Origin of the sequence: Bradyrhizobium sp. NDS-1, from assembly GCF_032918005.1 — a bacterium.
In the GTDB taxonomy this organism is placed as follows: domain Bacteria; phylum Pseudomonadota; class Alphaproteobacteria; order Rhizobiales; family Xanthobacteraceae; genus Bradyrhizobium; species Bradyrhizobium tunisiense.
Genome location: NZ_CP136628.1, coordinates 2,442,375 through 2,457,188 on the forward strand (window position 1 = coordinate 2,442,375; position 14,814 = coordinate 2,457,188).

Annotated in this window: 9 protein-coding genes and 2 pseudogenes; 5 read left to right on the plus strand and 6 right to left on the minus strand. The window is 58.8% G+C overall.

The genetic code is table 11. From position 1 onward, the window contains the following. Window positions 1-125 precede the first annotated feature (125 nt). Window positions 126-1,178: a KamA family radical SAM protein gene (locus tag RX330_RS11485; RefSeq protein ID WP_317243079.1), complete on the plus strand. Its 1,053-nt coding sequence runs from the start codon at window positions 126-128 to the stop codon at window positions 1,176-1,178. A gap of 191 nt (window positions 1,179-1,369) precedes the next feature. On the opposite strand, the pseudogene tnpC (RX330_RS11490) reads toward RX330_RS11485, so the two are convergent. Next, window positions 1,370-2,128 (minus strand): annotated as a pseudogene (gene tnpC / locus RX330_RS11490) (IS66 family transposase); the annotation flags it as partial. A 63-nt stretch (window positions 2,129-2,191) separates the two neighbouring features. Between tnpC (RX330_RS11490) and RX330_RS11495 the strand changes: the two are divergent. Beyond that, entirely contained in the window at window positions 2,192-3,190 is a 999-nt protein-coding gene (locus RX330_RS11495) for an IS110 family transposase (protein ID WP_028146080.1), read from the plus strand. A gap of 227 nt (window positions 3,191-3,417) precedes the next feature. Here RX330_RS11495 and tnpC (RX330_RS11500) read toward each other — a convergent pair. Next, window positions 3,418-4,238, minus strand: a pseudogene (tnpC, locus tag RX330_RS11500) (IS66 family transposase); the annotation flags it as partial. 521 nt (window positions 4,239-4,759) lie between these two features. Between tnpC (RX330_RS11500) and RX330_RS11505 the strand changes: the two are divergent. Continuing rightward, a complete protein-coding gene (locus tag RX330_RS11505) occupies window positions 4,760-6,847 on the plus strand; it encodes a recombinase family protein (RefSeq protein ID WP_317243080.1) in 2,088 nt (695 codons plus the stop codon). On the opposite strand, the gene tnpB is transcribed toward RX330_RS11505, so the two are convergent. From tnpB to RX330_RS11525, 4 genes are all read right to left on the minus strand, one after another. Then, window positions 6,835-7,140, minus strand: coding sequence for an IS66 family insertion sequence element accessory protein TnpB (gene tnpB / locus RX330_RS11510; RefSeq protein WP_317243081.1), 306 nt, complete (start codon window positions 7,138-7,140; stop codon window positions 6,835-6,837). The genes RX330_RS11505 and tnpB overlap by 13 nt on opposite strands. Next, a complete protein-coding gene (gene tnpA, locus RX330_RS11515) occupies window positions 7,137-7,499 on the minus strand; it encodes an IS66-like element accessory protein TnpA (protein ID WP_317243082.1) in 363 nt (120 codons plus the stop codon). Before tnpA ends, tnpB begins: the two co-directional genes overlap by 4 nt. Before the next feature lie 233 nt (window positions 7,500-7,732). After that, on the minus strand, window positions 7,733-9,007 hold the full coding sequence (locus RX330_RS11520; protein ID WP_317243083.1) for an aminotransferase class I/II-fold pyridoxal phosphate-dependent enzyme: 1,275 nt from the start codon (window positions 9,005-9,007) through the stop codon (window positions 7,733-7,735). 846 nt (window positions 9,008-9,853) lie between these two features. Next, window positions 9,854-10,744 carry a 3-keto-5-aminohexanoate cleavage protein gene (locus tag RX330_RS11525; RefSeq protein WP_317243084.1) on the minus strand — a complete coding sequence of 297 codons (891 nt, stop codon included), beginning with the start codon at window positions 10,742-10,744 and terminating at the stop codon, window positions 9,854-9,856. 490 nt (window positions 10,745-11,234) lie between these two features. Here RX330_RS11525 and RX330_RS11530 point away from each other — a divergent pair, with 490 nt between their 5' ends. Together RX330_RS11530 and RX330_RS11535 are read left to right on the plus strand one after the other, a co-directional pair. Beyond that, window positions 11,235-11,408, plus strand: coding sequence for a hypothetical protein (locus RX330_RS11530; RefSeq protein ID WP_317243085.1), 174 nt, complete (start codon window positions 11,235-11,237; stop codon window positions 11,406-11,408). Between the two features lie 956 nt (window positions 11,409-12,364). Further along, window positions 12,365-14,803: a CoA transferase gene (locus RX330_RS11535; protein ID WP_317243086.1), complete on the plus strand. Its 2,439-nt coding sequence runs from the start codon at window positions 12,365-12,367 to the stop codon at window positions 14,801-14,803. Window positions 14,804-14,814 lie beyond the last annotated feature (11 nt).

Consider the following 14,814-nt stretch of genomic DNA (forward strand, 5'->3'; position numbering starts at 1 on the left):
TACATGATTGATCCCGTATCGTCACTGAGCAGCTCGCCGCACACTAGGAGGCAGCTCACCACTACAGGAAATGAGGCGCGCCAATGACAGACGCAGTTGATCCGCGGCATTGTAGAGGGCGAGTCATGAAGTTCATCGAAGGGACGCGCGTCGTCACCGAGGATGAACTGCAAGCCCACAACATCACGCGATATCACGTCACAAAAGTCTACCGTGAACAGATTACTAACAGCGGCTTTTACGACCAGCTTAAACGCATTGTTGAACCCTCAGTCGAGGAGTTTGAGAGTCCCGGTAGTCTGGATACAAGCGGCGAGCACGACAACACGGTCGTGACCGGACTCCAGCATAAGTACGCCCAGACCGGGTTGTTGCTGGTAACGGACCGTTGCGCTTCATATTGCCGCTATTGCTTTCGCAAACGCATTGTCGGTAAGAATTCCCATGAAATCGCGCCTGATTTGGCTCAGGTTGCGCAGTACATTGAAAGCCATCCTGAGATGACGAACGTGTTGCTCTCGGGAGGTGATCCGTTCGTACTCAGCACCGCGAAGCTCAATAAGATTCTTGATCATCTGCTGCCGATCGCACACTTAGATTCAATTCGATTCGGCACAAAAATGATCGTCTATGAACCCAAGCGGTTTGAGGATTCGGCTCTGGGCGCTTTGATCGAACGAATCCATCGAGCAGGCAAGTCAGCAACAATTGTCACACATTTCGATCACATCGGTGAGATTTCGGCCGATGTGGAGCGTATAATTCGTTCTTTGCGCGCACAGGGCGTGCAATTCCTGAACCAGTCCGTGCTGCTCGCGAAAGTCAATGATGATTCCGAGATCTTGGCGGCGACCTTCTCCAAGTGTCACCAAATCGGAGTGCGCCCTTACTATCTTTTTCAGGGCAGGCCAGTAAAGGGTGCATCCCATTTTCAGGTTCCACTGCGTCGCGGGCTAGAGATTACGCGCGGTATCAACCAACGTCTCAGCGGCATGCACAAGACATTCAAATACATTATGTCCCACCACACAGGAAAAATCGAGATCCTCGACCTGACGGACGATGATCGCGTGTATATGCGTTATCACCAAAGCAAAGCCATAGATAAGATCGGAAAGATCTTTTCCCGACGCTACGTCGAGGCAGCCTGCTGGTTGGACGATTTGGCTGAAGGATGAGTTCGGGAAGCACTCGCCGCTGATTAGCGACTCTGAGCGCGGTGACGGCTAGCATCGGTGCACGGAGAAGTTGACCGGTTGAATGGCCAAAGGGGCATACCGGGATCAGAATGCGAGATCGCGTTTGGCGAACAGTACGCATCCGGCGACGGCCCCTGGGCAGGTCGCTTTGGGCGGATAGCCGATTGCGCTCAGGCGGCGTGAGCGACGCTCTGAGGGCGCCAATTCCAAGGCAGGAGTTCGTGAATGCGCTTGGCGGGATGATCCGGCAAGCGGCCGAGTACATCGGCGAGCCAAGCCTGCGGATCGATGTCGTTGAGCTTGGCGCTGGCGATGAGGGTGTAGATGGCCGCGGCGCGTCGGCCGCCCTCATCGGAGCCTGCGAAGGTCCAATTTCTTCTTCCCACGGCGACAGCTCGTAGCTCGCGCTCGGCGGCATTGTTCGACATGCAGAGCCGCCCGTCATCAAGGAAGCGGGTGAATGCATCCCAGCGATTGAGGCAGTAATTGATCGCCTTAGTCGTGTCGTTGTTCCTGGAGAGCTTGGCGCGCTGCTCGCGCAACCACGCCTCCAGCTCAACGATCAGGGCGCGGCTACGCTCCTGGCGCACGCGCGGGCGCCCCTGCGGCGGAAGACCGTTGATCTCACGTTCGATGGCAAACAGGACATCGATGCGCTTGACCGCCTCGGCCGCGATCGGCGCCTTGCTGAGCCGTGCCAGATCAAAGAACTTGCGCCTGCCGTGCGCCCAGCACGCGGCCTCGACGATTGGGCCTCCTTTGCGATTGGCCTCGTAGAGCCTGTTGAACCCGGCATAGGCGTCGGCCTGCATCAGTCCGGCATAGCCCGCCAAATGCTGCTCCGGATGCTCACCGCCACGGTCAGGCGAGTAGAAGAACACCGCCGCCGGCGGATCCGGTCCGGCAAACGGGCGGTCGTCGCGCACATAATGAGATGGACGGTCCCCGCCCTGATAAGCTGCGAAAGGGCACCCCAAGAAGGAGGACAAGCTATGGTGACAATCGGGCTTGATATCTCGAAGAGCTGGTTTCAAATCCACTGGATTACGGCGGATGGAGAAATTATCCGCAAGAAGCTCGCCCGCGGGAAGGTTCTCGATTTCTTTTCACGGCTTCCAAGTTGTCTCGTTGGTCTTGAGGCTTGCGGCAGCGCTCATCATTGGGCTCGTGAACTAATAAAGCTCGGTCACAAAGCACGTCTTATGCCGGCCCGCTACGTCCGAGCCTACGTGAAGACAAACAAGCATGATGCTGCTGATGCGGAGGCGTGCTGGGAAGCCGTCCAACGGCCTGGCATGCGCTTTGTCCCTGTAAAAACCGTCGAACAGCAGGGAATTTTAATGCTACATCGCACGCGAGATTTGCTTATTCGACAGCGCACAGGCGCGATAAATGCTCTGCGTGGTCATTTGGGCGAGTTGGGAATCGTGACCGGGAAGGGAAAAGCAAACGCGAGAGAGCTCATGGCACTCGTGGACGTTGACGAGCGCATCCCACAGAGCGCGCGTAGCGCTCTTTCAATCCTTGTCGATCAGATCGAAGACCTTGAGCTACACATTGAAAGCCACGAGAAAATGATCCTTGCAACTGCCAAAGACAATGAAGTCTGTCGGCGTCTCATGAAGGTGGCGGGCATCGGCCCATTTGCCGCCACCGCCCTGGCGGCGTCTGTCGATCATCCACAACAGTTCGCTTCGGCAAGGCATTTCGCCGCCTGGCTTGGATTAGTACCGAAGCAGCATTCGACCGGGGGAAGGGAGCGTTTGGGCGGTATCAGCAAGCGCGGCGACGGCTACATTCGTAAGTTGCTAATACATGGCGCCCGAGCGGCCGTTCATCGCGTCCGTATCCATCAGGTCACCAATACCTGGATAACAGAGCTGCTCGGCAGGCGTCCCTTCAATGTCGTGACGGTGGCGCTCGCTCACAAAACTGCACGGATCGCTTGGGCGATCATGGCCAATGGTGAAGAATACCGCGCGCAAGTATAAATCGCGCGTGGTTCCGTTTGCGAGGGCAAAGCAGAGTGATGGCAACCGGTCGGACCGGGGTCGGCTAAGCCCGTTGGACCTATCGAGCTTCAGAGCTCGCCAACGTAATTGGGCGCCGATCCGCGGATCTCATCAAGGCTCGTGGCATGCCATAAAGCCGGATAGATAGCGGCAAACGATCGTTAGCCAAAACAAAGCAAATGGCCTTGCAAAGCGGGGACCGTCCATAGATAGGTCCAGAGCCGACCGGTTCGGGTCTTGCCCTTGGCCAGGACCGGCACCGTGGTGTCATCGGCGTGGATGCGTTCGGCCGCAAAGACATGGCTCCGGATCGCGTCCACAAGCGGCATCAGGGTTGCCGCGGAGGCACCCACCCAGTCCGCCAGCGTCGATACGTCGAGGTCGATGCCTTCACGCTGATAGACGTCGCTCTGACGATTGAGCGGCAGGTGCAGTCCGTACTTGGCGAACAGGACCTGGGCGAGCAGCTTCGGCCCTGCACGCCCGCGCGCAATCGGGTGCGAGGGGGCCGGCGGTTGGGTGATCGTTTCGCAGGCCCGGCAGACCAGCTTCTCGCGCACGTGCTGGATCACCTTCCACTGGCGCGGAACGAGTTCCAGCGTCTCGGTCACATCCTCGCCGATCTTGCGCAATCGGTTGTCGCCGCAGCATGGGCAGGTCGCAGACACGGGATAGACAATGCGCTCGCGGGGCAATGCTCCGGCAGCGGCCGGCGCGCCGGCTTGCGGCGCTCAAAGGGTGCCACCGTAATCTTGTCGGCGGCCGCCATCTGCGCCGCAGTCTCGGCTTGCGCCACATTCTCCTCCAGGTCGGCGAGTTGCAGCTCGAGTTGATCCAGCAATGCGCCGCGCTCTGAGGACTGTCCGAACTGCTCGTGCCGCAGCTTCTTGATCGTGAGCTTGAGCTTCTCGATCAGCAATGTCCGCGCCTTCGCCTCCGCTTCCGCGGCCAGCCGGGCTGCTCGCTCGGCATGCAGCATCGCCTTCAGCGTGGTCACATCGTCGGGGAGAGAATCATCGGCGCCCATCGCCGACCAGAGAATCACAAGACGCCGGCTCTGTCCGAGCCGCCGATCGTGTTATCGATTCAAATCCCGGCGATCAGCCAACCGCCTGCGGTCGCCACGTATGTTGCGGCATCCGCCAGTCAATGCCCTCGAGCGAGGGGATTGAGGAATGTCCCCAATAGTGAGTCTGACGAATCATTTCCGGAGGTGGTCCAAGTTCGAGACCCCCACCATCCTTTGTACGGCCGCTCATATCGAGTGATCAGGAAGATCGGCCAGCGAGGCCGAAGCATTCCCGCTTCGTATGAAGTTGAGTTTCGCACGGGAAGCAGTCTCCTGATTCAGGCAACCGCAATCGAATATTATGGACAAGAAGCAAATCAGATTAAGCTGAGTATGGAGGCTCTACTCGAGCTTTTATCGACAGCGGATTGTCCCGACGCACATGAGCATGGATCCAGCCGATCTTTGGTCGACGCTGACGCCCGCGCTCCGACGCCAGATCGTCGAAGACGTCGCCGCGATTTTGGCGGAGATCCCTCATGAAGTCCGAGCTGGTCACACCAAGCCACTTGGCGCGCAAAGCCGTAGTCTACATCCGGCAGTCGACGCCCCACCAGGTCGTAAGCAATCAGGAGAGCCTGCGCCTTCAATACGCGCTTCGCAAGCGCGCCCGCGAACTCGGATGGCGTGAGGCGGCCATCGATGTGATTGACACCGATCTCGGGTTGAGCGGCGCGTCTACAGCGCATCGTAACGGCTTCAAAGAACTCGTTGGCCGTGTTGGCCTGAGTGAAGTGGGGCTCATCCTGTCGATCGACGTGACCCGCTTGGCGCGTAATTGTACCGACTGGTATCCGCTCCTGGATATCTGTGGTCTGCGTGGCTGTCTGATCGCCGACCGCGATGGTGTCTATGATCCGGGCACTCCTAACGGACGGTTGCTTCTCGGGCTGAAAGGTTCGATCTCCGAGCTTGAGCTACATACGATCCGCAGTCGGCTGACCGCCGGCCTGCTGGCTAAAGCCGAACGCGGCGAACTTGCGGTTATGCTGCCAATCGGACTGATGCGGGACCCGAGCGGCGTGGTCGTTAAGGATCCCGACATGGCCGTGCAAGGGCGGCTCGGTCTCGTCTTCCAGTTGTTCCTGCAGCTGCGCAGCGTTGCCAAGGTCATGCGAGCGTTGAACGAGCGTGACCTGGAACTGCCGCGTCGTGATCGGTATGGTGATTTGTGCTGGACGCGCGCGACGCTGGCTGCCGTAGCGGCCATCTTGAAGAACCCCGCCTATGCGGGCGCCTTCGTCTATGGACGAACCCGCTTCCAGCCGCCGAAGCGGGAGGGCGCCCTGCCACAAAAGGCTCCGCGGCCGATGGAGGAGTGGCGGATCGTCGTCAAAGATCGATATCCAGCCTATATCGACTGGCCAATTTATGAAAAAATCCGGGCCGTCATCAGAGATAATCGAGCCGAATACATGCGCATCAAAACCCGAGGCGCGCCTCGCAATGGCGAGCTTCTGCTCCACGGCATCGCCTGGTGCGCACGATGTGGCCATAAGATGTACGTCCGCTACAAGGGCGGTGGCGAGTATGTATGCAACCACCTGCGTACCCAGGGAGGTCATCCAACCTGCCAACACATTCGCGCCGCTCATATCGATGCGGCCGTTGGCGATGCATTCCTGACCGCACTAGCGCCGGCTGAACTCGATGCCTTGTCGCGTTCCCGCCGGGTCCAGCAGCAGATGAGCAATGCGTTACGCTCCAGCGCAGAACGAGAGCTCGAGCGCAAGCGGTACACGGCGGCGCTCGCCGAACGGCAGTTCAACCGAGCTGATCCAGATAATCGGCTGGTCGCCTCGGAACTCGAGCGCCGATGGGAAGCGGCGCTAAACGACGTGCGCGCCGCCGAAGAAGCGCTTGCCCGACAGATGCCGTCCAAAGCCATCACGCAAGTAGCCATAAGCAAGGAGCTCAACGACAAGGTCATCAGCCTCACCGGCCGCCTCCCGCAGATATGGGGTGACGAGGCTATCTCGGACGCGCATCGCAAGGCTTTGCTGCGATGCCTCATCGAAAAGGTCGTGCTCGATCGTGGTGAGAACGACTTGGCCCTGGCCAGGATCGTCTGGCGCGGAGGCGCCGTGACGGAGCTCGAGGTGAAGATGAGCGTCAACTCCGTCACCAAATTGACACGAGGCACAGAGATGCGGGAGCGCTCGCTGGCGCTCGCCCGCGACGGCGTCCCAGACGACGAGATCGCCGCAATCCTTACCCAAGAAGGCCACCGCTCTCCGCGTTGCGCCGATAAGGTGCTGCCCATCACCGTTGGGCGGCTCCGTCGTGCTGCTGCCATCAAGGTAGCTACCCAGCGCAGCCGATGGGAGCATGACGACTCACTCCTCAGCCCGCCCGAACTGGCACGAAGGCTCGAGATTCCGGTGAACTGGCTCTATGTCCAGATCCGAAGTAAGCGTTTGCTGATTGATCGCCAGCCAAGCGGCGCCTATCTCTTCCCGAATACACCATCCGTTCTTGACGCTGTCCGAAACCTTCGAAACCACGTCCTTGCGCAACTTGATCTAAGAATCTGTCAGCCTAACAAGGAGGGGCATCAACATGGGTGATCGAGCAAATAGCCAAGCTGGGCTGGGGTGATGCTCACCACGCCGTCAGCCGGCGACGGCCACAGGAAACGGCCGCGCTCCAGCCGCTTGGCGTAGAGCGACATGCCCAGCCCATCATGCCAAAGAATCTTGATCAGTTTGCCGCTCTTGCCACGGAACACGTAGAGGTCTCCGCCGTGCGGATCGCGCCTGAAGGCTTCCTGCACCAGCACGGCCAGCGAGTTCATGCCGCGGCGCATGTCGGTGTGGCCGGTCGCAATCCACACCCGCACGCCCGACGGGATGGGGATCATCGCGACCGTCCATCAGCCAGCGCCGCGACCACCGCCTTCAGCGTCGCCGCGTCGACCGCGCCAGTAATCCGCATCCGAGCTCCGGCCGCAAACTCGATCTCGATCGCCCCGCCGGCCGGCTCGACTGGACCAGGCGTCGCCCCCGATTCCGGTACCAGCATCGCCGGTATGAAGCTCGTGTGCTGATCGGCGGCATCCGCCGGCTCGGGACGAAACGCTCGCCGCCATCGCAGCAGCAACGAGCGCGAAACGCCATATCGCCGCGCCGTCGCCGCGACCTGGCGCGGCGCCTGTAAGCTCTCCAGGACGATCTTGAGCTTCTCATCCTCGGACCAGCGCCGCCGCCGGCCTGTATCCACTACTTCGAGTCGTTCGACTTGGGCACTGCGCCTATCACTGTCCATAAGGACAGTTTCTCAACAACACGCCTCACTCGGCAAGGCGGCCTTCACCAGACGGATACGGCGAACACGGGAGCGCGCATTCACTTCAATACACTCCATCGCAATTGTTGAATGGTTAAGAGGTTGCAAATGACAGCAGCTTGATTCCTGTCAAGCCAGTTTGTGAATTCGCCAGCGGAACTGTCCGGTCACCTCAGAGGGTACGGCTTCCCGGTTGTGTCGGCTATTTTTTCCAAAATGCCGTCGCACAGCCGCTCTATGTCACGCACCGCGTGCTCCGCTGTAATGCACACCCGAATCCCCACCTTGCCTACCCCGTCCGCAGAAAGCGGGGTCACTGAAGTATAGAAGCCCATATCGAACAAGCCTCTTGCGGTTTCGATTGCACTGGCCTCAGATCCAATCGCAATCATTCTGATGGGAAGTGAATTGCCTTGCTGGGCGGTTGCGAGACGACGGTCAAAGAGGTCAATTCGCTGCGACAGAGTTGCAAGCCGCTGTTTGAGCTCCGCCGATCGATGAATTTTGCACGACGCGAGTGCCGCGCCAATCGCTGCCGGATTGGGCGCACCCGAAAACGCATAAGGAATGGAGCATCGAAATGTTGCCTCGTGCTCAGCCGTCCCAAGCATCAACATTCCTCCAGCTGCGCCAAATCCCTTGGCCAGCGAGGCTGCTATGATGGTTCGCTCACCAAGCCATTGCGGATAGTTGGATCGAGCAAATCCTTCGCCGTGGGGTCCGAAGATTGATAGTCCGAGAGCGTCGTCCATATAAAGAAAAAGCCCGTAACGCTCCTGAAGCTGATGCAGTTCCTTGGTGGGCGCGTCCCCCCCGATGGGATAAACACCATTACAAACATACGCGACAAGCGAATTCTCGCGGCACAAGCGCTCGAGATCGTCGATATCGTTGTGCGCAATCGTTTCCACTCGGGTCTCTTCAGCTATCAGGGGCCTTTGATGGAGAAGCGAGTTGTGCGCGAAGCGGTCGAACACGACTACTGGCTTACTTCCTCCCGTCAAGCGGCCTGACGCAAGGATAGGTATCGATCCGACATTCGCTAGCATACCACTCGAAAAAGCGAGCACGCGCGCGCAGAACATCTCGGACAAGGCGTATTCGAGCTCACCTAACAGATCGAAGCTGACTCGCGTCCGGCTACGAGACCAAGGCCATGAGCGGTGCCCCTCAGCGGCCTCGATCGCTGCAGCGACTATTAGCGGATGATTGTCGAGGCCGAGGTAGGAGCAACTAACGAAATCAATTAAGTGCGGGCGGCTGTCAGGCGGACCATTGCCACCCGAACGAATGGCGTGCGAGATGGTCGACCCAGCATGGGTGCCCGCAAAAGTATCCCTGCCTTGTACATCGAAATGCGGCAAGCGCCTGCTGAATCCCCAAGCAGTTTTCCAGAACTGTCTATCCGGGTAGCGTTCTTCAGTCGTGATGCACCGTTCCATTTCCTGCTCCATGCCCTTACAGTAAAAACGCGCAGATCCTCTCCCCAACACGCCGGATGAACCCGAGGGTTGGCTGCGGACGATACAATCTACTCTAGCCTTCGAAACAGCCGTGGAGAGCTTCTATTCGTGCGACGGATCAAATACATCTCTCGGCCTGTGGACCTTGTCGCCTCGTGATTAGCTTGCCAAGGCAAGTGTCGAACTGAGGATACCTCCTTAACGACCGGATGGGGCACTACCGACTCTGGTGAGAGGTAGTGCATTCGCTATTCGGGAGCCGGCGTCGGGCCATATCATTGAGCTTCGTATCATAGAGCCTCGTAGATCGCTGTTGAGGCCGAGGTGAAATTGCAGCTTGCGATGAACGATGTCATGGCCAACGCCCAAGTTCATGCGGCGAAAGTTCTGAGTTCCGTCGAAGTTGGTGGAGCGCCGGGACGGAATTGGCGATAGTCACCTACGCGCCGGTAAATCGGTCCCCAGCGTAGCCCAATGGTCCGCCCGTCAGACGGAGCAGCACGTGGACCGCGCCGACTCCGGTAAGCGGTCGCGCGCGTACTACCCTGCACCCATCGCCATCGGCTTATTACGTTAAGCAGCATTCCTCGGTGACGTACCTATCTACCCATCACAAGATAGTCGTAAGCATCGCACCTGCGTAAGTGATCGGGCAGGGTCAAAGCGCGTTCTCATAAACGACACTCGAGCGGTACTCGCGCTTGGTGGCGATGCAAATCGCCAGGGTCTCATTCCTACCCCACAGCTGGAGGTAACAACCCCGTGTAGTCGAGCCAGAGACAGCATCTTCAGCGCCGATGTCCGCAGCGGTCGGAGGAGCCATTGTCAGACATGAGCCCTGAGCGCGAGTTTCTCGCGCACTTCGTCCGGCCGCATCACCCGCACTCCGATACTTTCGAGGATTTGTACCGACCGCTCGACGAGTTCGGCGTTGGTCGCAAGCCTTCCGCGCGAGAGGTATAGGTTGTCCTCCAATCCTACTCGCACGTTTGCGCCGGCTAGTGCCGCCATAGCGACATACGGAAGCTGCATCCGCCCGATCGAAAAGGCCGAGTAGACGGCACCCGGCGGGATCTGGTTCACCATCGCCATCAGCGTGGCTGGATCGGCTGGCGCGCCATAGCGGATACCCATGCACAGCTGGATCAGCGGCTTAGTGATCAGCCCCTCCTCGATCAGGTCGCGCACCAACCACAGATGACCGGTATCGAACACCTCGAGCTCAGGACGCACGTCGAGCTCCTGCAATCGCGCCGCCATCTTGCGCAGCGTCGGGTAAGTATTGATCATGACGTACTCTTTGGCGCCGAAGTTCATCGACCCACAATCGATCGTGCAGATTTCAGGGCGCAGCTCTTCCACGTGCACGAGCCGTTCAAGCGCGGGCGCCATATCGGTCCCAGATGGATCCGGCGGAAGGGGAGCGTCGGGCCCACCCAGCACAAGATCACCGCCCAATCCAGTCGTTAGGTTAATTACCGGGTTCACATCCGACTTCCGAATTCGCTGCACCACTTCCCGATAGAGAGCGGGATCTCGCGAGGCCCGCCGGGTTTTCGGATCACGCACGTGGATGTGCACCACCGCCGCGCCCGACCTCGCGGCTTCGATCGCTGAGTCCGCGATCTGCTCGGGAGTCACGGGCACATGGTGACTACGCTCCACATTCGAACCACTGCCCGTGACCGCGCAGGTAATGAACACCTCGGACATCATTTGACCGCTCCTTTAAGCTTCATCTATTCCAAGCTATGCCAAACTCAAATTCAGCAAGCAGCACGGGTGCATGGGGCGCGTCCACCATGTCTTTTGCAGCCTAGCCACCGCAGTCGTGATCTAGCAAACGGCGTGCCGCTCGCGAAGCACCATGCGGGGCTTACGTTACGAGCCAAACCACGTCGCGGCTACCAGCCGGCTCTTGGACTGACTGTAGGAGTTCCGACATAGTGTATCCAAGAGGACAAATGGGTGGTGAAAAACACGGTTTTGCTTGATGATTCGTTCTTGTACCCCCACACCGTTGACCTTGACATGCATTTGGTACTTCACCGCCGCGATCTTCGGCAGGCTGCAGCATTGTGATTGTGACGCATTTTAACAGGAAGTTTGTCTTCGCATTTTGTAGCTCATTGGGTGGTGGGCGAGGTCCTTGAGAGCGGCGACAAGCAAGAGACGGAGGGGCGGGCATTAGCCCCACTCCTTCGACATGTTCCTGCACTTCATGCTCGATCTCTGGATCCATCGACGACGCCGTCGCCGCGCGTGCGGTCGCATCGTGCTTGTGCGCTATGCGGATGACTTTCTCGCGAGCTTCGCGAGCGAGGCCGATGCGCAGGAAATGCTCTTGGCTCTCAGGGCGCGGCTGGCAGCTTCGGCGTAATGCTCCAGGAGAACCCGACGCGTCTGATAGAGTTTGGCCGGTTGGCGCCCGTCTCGGGTCAGCGGCGCGGCGAGCGCCGGCCAGTGACCTTCGCCTTTCTCGGCTGCACCCATTACTGCAGCGTACCCGGGACGGCAGGTTCTCATGAAACACACGACGAAAGCGAAACGCCTGACGCCGCTGTGTTGGCATATCTGTTAAATCAGCTTCGGGTTCTTGTTATGCAGGCTCCACGAAAGCTGGACTGTCAGCCAGCCGCCTGATTGTTGGGAACACCCGTTGAATGTGCGTTCAACTCAGCCAACCAGCGTTCCAGCTCCTGATACTCGCTCGACGATATGCATGAGCCGCTGATCGATGTCATGTGTTGGCTTCAGCCGGGCCTGAGCGGTTTCTCCTGCCCTCCCGGCGGCGCTATGTGCCCGCGGCCCGAGTTAGTCATAGAATAGATCGAGGCACCCGCGCCGCGAACGCCCTTCACGTTTCGTTTGAGTGACCGCCTGACCAGCGGCTTGGAGGCGCAGAAGATCGATCGCTTTGCAGGAATCGATGGCCTAGAAAGTTCGGTCGGGTCAACTACCAACTTCGGTATTTGAGCCGGTGGCCGGAAGGTGGCACTTTGTCCAGCGAACGTCGAATTGGAAAGGCTTCTGGCTCTAGGTATCGGCATGCAAAATCGACCTGACGCAGGTTGAATAAATCGCGCAGATTGATGAGTTCGTTGATCGCTCTTCTCCCGACAGCGAAACTCGTTAGATCGACCCGCTTGGCCCTTTTCAGAGGCGAGAACATTCTTCGTATATCCAGAGCTGCGGAACGACATCGCGGGTTGTGTGAGTTATCCCTGAGAATGGTTGGGCGAGCGCATAGAAACATAGTGGACGAGCCTTCCAGGCCCAAATTGCACCCATAATAGCTCGCCGATGTGCGTCGGCATCTCGAAGAATGGAGACTCCATGGGAGTTCTATCTCACTTGCGTATCGTGGAGGTCGGTAGCTCGGCGGCAACAAGTTACTGCGCGCGCCTGTTCGCAGATTTCGGAGCCGATGTTCAGAAGGTCGAGCCGCCATCTGGCGATCCACTTCGCCTGAGTGCGCCGCTGACGCCGCGCGCGCAGAGTGCGTGGTTCGCGTTCTTGAGCATCAACAAGTCAAGCATCATGATAGATCCCACTGAATCGGATGCGAGCAAGAGGTTATCGGCTCTGATCGAGGGGGGCGACATCCTGCTCGATGGTCGAGAGATCGACTCCGCAGAGTGCCCGCCCATTGATATCGTCGCCATCTGCAAGCGCTGTCCCAATTTGATCTACCTCGAAGCGAGCTGGTTTGGGCGTGTCGGCCCGTATGCGCGATACGCCGCGACGGATTCGACCATCCGCGCGCTCGCGGGTCTAATCAAGCTCGTTGGACCCTCCGAGGGGCCGCCATTGCACGCTCCGGATTTCCAAACGGGAATCCTTGCCGGACTGTGGGGCTTCATTGCTACGGCTTCATCGATTATTGGACGAACGCACTCTGGTGCGGGCCGATCGTTATCGCTCAGTGTTCTCGAGTCGACCGTGACCCTAAGCGAGTTTTTGATGTGCGAAGCGTTTGAGCACGGCGATGTCATGCGCCGGACTGGCACTAACCGCTTTTGGCGGGCATTCCCGTGGGGCATATACGAAACGACGAAGGGCTGGCTCGGCGTTTCGGTCGAGACGCCCGCACAATGGCGAGCATTCTGCGACATGCTCGGCCTGTCCGATTTGCGCGATGATTCGACTTTGATCGTCGTTGACGCTCGTTTGAAGAATATGGAAGCGATTGAGCGGAAGATCATTTCGAGGTTGAAGGGTCGCCCAGCAGTGGAGTGGTTTGCAGAGGGAGTGAAACGTAGAATCCCACTCGTATCAGTGCCCGAAATATCCAGTCTGATTCGGGATGAGGAGAAGCGGCTGCGCGGCGCGATAGTGCCTGTTAGTTTTGGTGAAGAGGAGGGCGTCACGGTCGGAGCCGCCCAGCGGCTGGCAGTGACACCGCCCCTCCTCGGAGGCAGAGTTCCGGCACTTGGCGAGCAGCAGGTCTTCACAAACCGCCCAACTCGCCCGGCTAGCACTGAGTTGCGAGCACCAGCTCCCAGCGCTGCTGAACGGTTGCCCTTACACGGGCTGCGCATCATTGACTTCACGATGGGCTGGGCGGGCCCTTTGTGTACACGTACACTCGCTGACCTCGGTGCGGACGTCATAAAAATCGAGGCCATTCAATATCCGGATTGGTGGCGCGGCGCCGATAGGCGATCTGCATACGTCGACGAGCAGATGTACGAAAAGAAGACGCGGTTCTGCATCATGAATCGTAACAAGCGCGGTATCACCCTTGATCTGTCACGACCGCAAGGCGTCGCACTTGCAAAACGCCTTCTGACGATAGCCGACGCTGCCATCGACAACTATTCGGTCAATGTGCTGCCGAAGCTCGGGCTCAGTTATGACGCTCTTCGAGAGCTCAACCCACAGTTGGTCATGATGTCAATGTCGGCATTCGGGGTGAGCAGCGTTCATCGCGAATGCCGCGCCTACGGATCTACTCTCGAACAGGGATCGGGGTTACCAGCGGTGATTGGCAATGCCGGTGGGCCTCCTGTGATGGGTCATGTCGCGTTTGGGGATGCCGTAGGCGGTTTGAACGGATGCGCTGCAGTTCTGGTTGCGTTGATCCACGCTCAAACTACCGGGAAGGGACAGTACATTGACCTTGCGCAGATCGAATGCATGATGCCGTTCGCAGCGCCATGGATTACGCTTCACTCGATCGACGGTCTGCCGCCGAAAAGGTATGGCAATAGACATCCGCAGTTCGTTCCGCACGGCTGCTTCCGATGCGCAGGTGAGGATAACTGGATCGTGGTAGCGGCTACCGATCAGGGCATGTGGCATCGACTCGCGTGGCTTATTGGTCGGCCCGACTGGGCCGAGGACGCATCGCTGAAATATCCAGAATCCCGCCGGCTTATTGAGGATGCCATCGAACGAGAAATTGCGGCCTGGACGCGTACTCGCGATGCGGATGAGGCCATGTCCGAGTTGCAGGCGGTAAAAGTTGCCGCCGGTGTGGCTCGGCTGCCAATTGACCTGCTCGATGACCGGCATCTCAGGTCGCGCGCATTTCTGCAGGAAGTCGAACGTGACTTCGTAGGCCGGCATCCGCAGCCTTCGATGCCGATCCGCGAAAGTAAAGGTCCCTACGTGGTCTGCGCACCAGCTCCGACGCTGGGGCAACATAACGAAGAGATCTTCTCCGAGCTCCTCGGGCTCTCCAATGCAGAGATCGAAGAGTTGATGAGGCAGGGTATCATCGGCACATCAATGCTCTCCGAAGCAGAGCTAGCAAGAGCAAAAGAGGCATAGTTTGCGGCGAC

Bases quoted from the DNA above. Each gene is read 5' to 3' on its own strand.
- RX330_RS11485 (WP_317243079.1), top strand. From the start codon at position 126: ATGAAGTTCATCGAAGGGACGCGCGTCGTCACCGAGGATGAACTGCAA.
- RX330_RS11505 (WP_317243080.1), top strand. From the start codon at position 4,760: ATGAAGTCCGAGCTGGTCACACCAAGCCACTTGGCGCGCAAAGCCGTA.
- tnpB (WP_317243081.1), bottom strand. From the start codon at position 7,140: ATGATCCCCATCCCGTCGGGCGTGCGGGTGTGGATTGCGACCGGCCAC.
- RX330_RS11495 (WP_028146080.1), top strand. From the start codon at position 2,192: ATGGTGACAATCGGGCTTGATATCTCGAAGAGCTGGTTTCAAATCCAC.
- RX330_RS11535 (WP_317243086.1), top strand. From the start codon at position 12,365: ATGGGAGTTCTATCTCACTTGCGTATCGTGGAGGTCGGTAGCTCGGCG.
- RX330_RS11530 (WP_317243085.1), top strand. From the start codon at position 11,235: ATGTTCCTGCACTTCATGCTCGATCTCTGGATCCATCGACGACGCCGT.
- RX330_RS11520 (WP_317243083.1), bottom strand. From the start codon at position 9,007: ATGGAACGGTGCATCACGACTGAAGAACGCTACCCGGATAGACAGTTC.
- RX330_RS11525 (WP_317243084.1), bottom strand. From the start codon at position 10,744: ATGATGTCCGAGGTGTTCATTACCTGCGCGGTCACGGGCAGTGGTTCG.